The sequence below is a fragment of the Streptomyces niveiscabiei genome (assembly GCF_001419795.1).
Classification (GTDB): Bacteria; Actinomycetota; Actinomycetes; order Streptomycetales; family Streptomycetaceae; genus Streptomyces; species Streptomyces niveiscabiei.
Genome location: NZ_LIRL01000683.1, coordinates 1 through 4,438, shown reverse-complemented (window position 1 = coordinate 4,438; position 4,438 = coordinate 1). Strand labels below are relative to the sequence as shown.

General features: G+C 67.3%; 2 protein-coding genes. Both read left to right on the top strand.

Annotation, left to right across the window (positions count from 1 at the left end; translation table 11 throughout):
• A partial coding sequence (locus AOK24_RS30460) for a discoidin domain-containing protein (protein WP_055723261.1) occupies nucleotides 1-3,146 on the top strand: 3,146 nt, incomplete at its 5' end.
• On the top strand, nucleotides 3,143-4,438 hold a 1,296-nt coding region (locus AOK24_RS30455; protein WP_055723260.1), incomplete at its 3' end, for a family 43 glycosylhydrolase. The genes AOK24_RS30460 and AOK24_RS30455, both read left to right, overlap by 4 nt.

Genomic DNA, 4,438 nt, shown 5'->3' with positions numbered 1-4,438 from the left:
ACTTCATCATGTCGCCGGTCGGCTACACGACCGGCGACATGATGAAGTCCGTGTACGACGCGGAGAGTTCGGGCACCGACTTCTGGATGGACCGCCTCCTCGCCCGTACCGGCGACGACCCGGCGGGCCCTTGGCTGATGAGCCGGGGCCGGGCCCTGTTCATGAAGACCCACAACCCGGCCGCGCTCGGTTTCGGCGGGCAGGTCGCCTACTGGGAGAGCATCAGCAACAACAACGCCTACACGGTCGCGATCACCCCGGGCACCTTCACCGAGCAGGTCAACCAGCGCCGCCAGACGCCGAGTCACTGGAGGAGCGTGCACACGGGCGGCTCGACGACGGTCACGCAGACCAAGTTCATCACGGACGACAACGTCGCCGTGACGAACCTCGCGATCAGGAACAACGGCACCGCGTCGACGACACTCCAACTCCGCGCGACCTCCCCGTACGCGACGACCGGCAGCGGCGGTGAACTCACGGGCCAGGTCGGCGCGTACAACAACCTCACGACGATCAGACCCCGCCTGACCGGCGACGGGTTCACCGCGACCGGCGGCGGCCTGAACCGCTCGGTGACCATCGCGGCGGGCGCGACGACGACCGTGAAGGTCGTGATGGGCTTCGTCACCGACGAGATCCCGGCCTCGCTGAGCGAGTACACCGCGTACGCCGGATACACCCCGGACACCGCGTTCGCGACGCACGTGCGCGCCTACAACCAGTGGTGGGCGAAGAACGTGCCCTACATCGACGTACCCGAACCGGCGATCAAGAAGAACATCTACTACCGCTGGTGGCTGATGCGCTTCAACAACCTGGACGCCGACATCCCGGGCCAGACCTTCCAGTTCCCGACGTCGACCGAGGGCGTCCTCGGCTACAACAACGCGATCGCGCTGACCCAGCCGATGCACATCGACGACCTCAAGTACCTGCGGGACCCGGCCTATGCGTACGGTGACTGGCTGAGCGTCGGTCAAGTCTCCAAGGGCGGACGGTTCCTGGACAACCCGGGCGACCCGGAGAACTGGTCCAACAGCTACACGCAGTACATCGCCGAGGCGGCGTGGCGCAGTTACCAGCTCCACGGCGGCCAGCCCGGCATCGCGGCGAACCTCGCGCACTACGCCGAGGGCGACGTGAAGGGCCAACTCGCCTACTACGACCACGACAACAACAAGCTGATCGAGTACGACTGGGGGGCGCTGACCGGCAACGACGCGGACGCCGTCTCCTTCCACTGGAAGCCCGGCGCCATGGACCGCGCCGAGTCCGCCTACCAGTACAGCGGCGCGCTGGCGGCGGCGCAGGCGTACGACGCGACCGGCAACACCGCCAAGGCCGCCGAGATGCGGACCCTGGCGGGCCAGATCAAGGACGCCATCGTCAACGTCCTGTGGAACCCGAACCGCCAGCTCTTCGAGCACCGGCTGAAGTCCACGAACGAGTGGGTGCCGTGGAAGGAGATCAACAACTACTACCCGTTCTCGGTCGGCGCGATCCCCAACACAGCGACCTACCGCCAGGCGCTGCGCCTGTACGACGACCCCGCGCAGTACCCGGTGTTCCCCTTCTACACCGCGAACCAGGTCGACAAGAAGGCGGCGGCCGACGCGGGCCAGCCGGGCTCCAACAACTTCTCGACCATCAACTCCACGGTCCAGTTCAGGCTTTACTCCTCGGTCCTGCGCAACTATCCCAACTCCTGGATGAACGCGACGGACTACAAGAAGCTCCTGTACTGGAACACGTGGGCGCAGTACGTCAACGGCAACACCCAGTGGCCGGACGCCAACGAGTTCTGGGCCGACTGGAACGGCAACGCGATCACCTACCGCTCCTGGATCCACCACAACATCCTCGGCAGCAGCAACTGGACCGTCATCGAGGACGTGGCGGGTCTGCGTCCGCGAGGCGACGCGAAGGTCGAGCTGTCGCCGATCGACATCGGCTGGTCGCACTTCACGGTCAACAACGTGCGTTACCGGGGTGCCGACTTGACGATCGTGTGGGACGACCCGGCCGACGGTGTCGTGCGCTATCCCGGGGTCCCGGAGGGGTACTCGATCTTCATCGACGGGAGCCGGGGGGCGACCGTGAACTCGCTGGTGCCGTTCACGTGGGACCCGGCGACGGGTGACGTGACGACGAGCGGAACGGTCAGCTATCACACGGCGGTTGCCGGACTGAAGGCGCCCAACCAGGTCGTCCAGAACAGCCCCCGTATGACCGACATGCTCGCGAAGGCGGGCGTCGACCTGACCGCCGACCTCACCAACCTCGCCTCGGGCGCGACCACTTCGGCCTCCTACACCGGTTCCGGCAGCGCGACGTCCGGTGCCGTCGACGGGTATCCCACCAACGAACCCTTCTGGGGTGCGGGCGGTTCCCCGAACGCGCAGGACTGGTACGAGCTGAACCTCGGGACGTCCCGCACGCTCAACGAGGTACGCCTGTACTTCAAGGACAGCCGCCCGGCCAGTACGACGTACCGGGCGCCGTCGGCGTACACCGTCCAGTACCACAACGGCAGTTCGTGGGTGGACGTGCCGAGTCAGACGAAGAGTCCCTCGGTGCCGCGCGCCAACTACAACCTCGTGACGTTCCCGGCGGTGAGCGCTCAGCGCGTCCGGGTGCTCGCGACCAACGCGTCCGGCGCGAAGACCGGGCTCACCGAGGTGAAGGTGTTCAACCGGGGTGGCGTCCAACCGCCGTCCAACCAGGCGCTGTCGGCGACCGCGTCCGCTTCGTACACGTCGTCCTGGGAGAGTGTCGCGGCCGTCAACGACGGGATCGATCCGCCGTCCTCGAACGACACGGTGAATCCACGCTGGGGCACCTGGCCCGAAACCGGCCAGCAGTGGGCCGAGTTGACGTGGCCGACCGCGCGGACGGTCGACTCGGCCGACGTGTACTTCTTCGACGACGACCAGGGCATCGACATGCCGTCGGCCTGGAAACTCCAGTACTGGAACGGGAGTTCGTACGTCGACGTGCCGGGCGCCGGCGCGTACACGCTCGCCAGGAACCAGTACAACCACGTGACGTTCACCGCCACGGTCACCAGCCGGCTGCGGGTGCTGCTGACCGGTACCGGCAGCAGTTCGGTCGGCCTTCTCGAAGCGAAGGTGTACGGGCCATGACCAGATACCGAGCCCTTCTCGCGCTGCTCGCCCTGGCGGTCGCCTTCCTGGTGGTGCCGCAGCGGTCCGCGTCCGCCGCCGTGGCGTTCACGTCGGCGGGCGTCAACCAGAACGGCGGCAACTGCCTGGATCTGCCAGGGAGTTCGACGGCCAACGGGACGCAGCTGAGGGCGTTCTCCTGTTCGTCCGGCGCCAACCAGAGCTTCACCTACACGCCGGTCGCCGGGGCGAGTGACGTCTACACCGTGACCGCGCAGTCCGGGCAGTGCGTGGACGTGTACGGCGCGTCCAGCGCCGACAACGCGGCCGTCATCCAGTGGCCGTGCCATGGCGGGACCAACCAGCAGTGGCGGCTGGCGCCGGTCGCGGTGGGCGGGACGGACAAGACGTTCACCCTGGTGTCGGTGGGGTCGGGCAAGTGCGTCGCGCCGAGCGGGGGTTCGTCGGCGTCGAACACCAACCTCGTTCAGCTGCCGTGCAGTTCGACGGCCGGGAGGGTGTGGCGGCTGCCCGGCTTCAACGGGGGCGGGTCCACGCCGGGGACCTTCACGAACCCGCTGAAGCAGCAGGGTCCGGACCCCTGGATGACGTACTACGACGGCAACTACTACCTGGCGACGACCACATGGAACTCCACGGTCACCATGCGCAGGTCGCCGACCCTCGCCGGGCTCGCGACCGCAGCCGACCAGGTCGTCTTCAACCTGACCCGCCCCAACGGCGCCGGCACGATGTGGGCCCCGGAGTTCCACCTCCTCAACGGCCCCAACGGCCAGCGCTGGTACTTCTACTACACGGCCGGACGCGAGCCCTTCGACCTCGGCACCCAGCGCATCCACGTCCTGGAGAGCGCGGGCCTCGACCCCATGGGCCCGTACACCTTCAAGGCCGACCTCCTCGACCCGTCCCAGGACAACACCTGGGAACTGGACCCCGGCATCCTCCAACTCAACGGCCAGCTCTACCTGTTGGGCACCTTCTACAACGGCTCCCAGCCCATGTTCATCCGCCCCCTCTCCAACCCCTGGACAGCGAGCGGCACCCGCCGCATCCTCTCCACCCCGACCTACAGCTGGGAAACGGTCGGCGGCGCGGTCAACGAAGGCGCGGAAGTCCTCCAGCGCAACGGCAGGACCTTCATCGTCTACTCGGCGAGCCACTGCTCAACACCGGACTACAAACTGGGCATGCTCACCTACACCGGAGGCGACCCCCTCACCTCCTCGTCCTGGACGAAGTCCCCCACCCCCGTCTTCCAACGCTCCAACACCAACGGCGTCTACGGCCCCGGC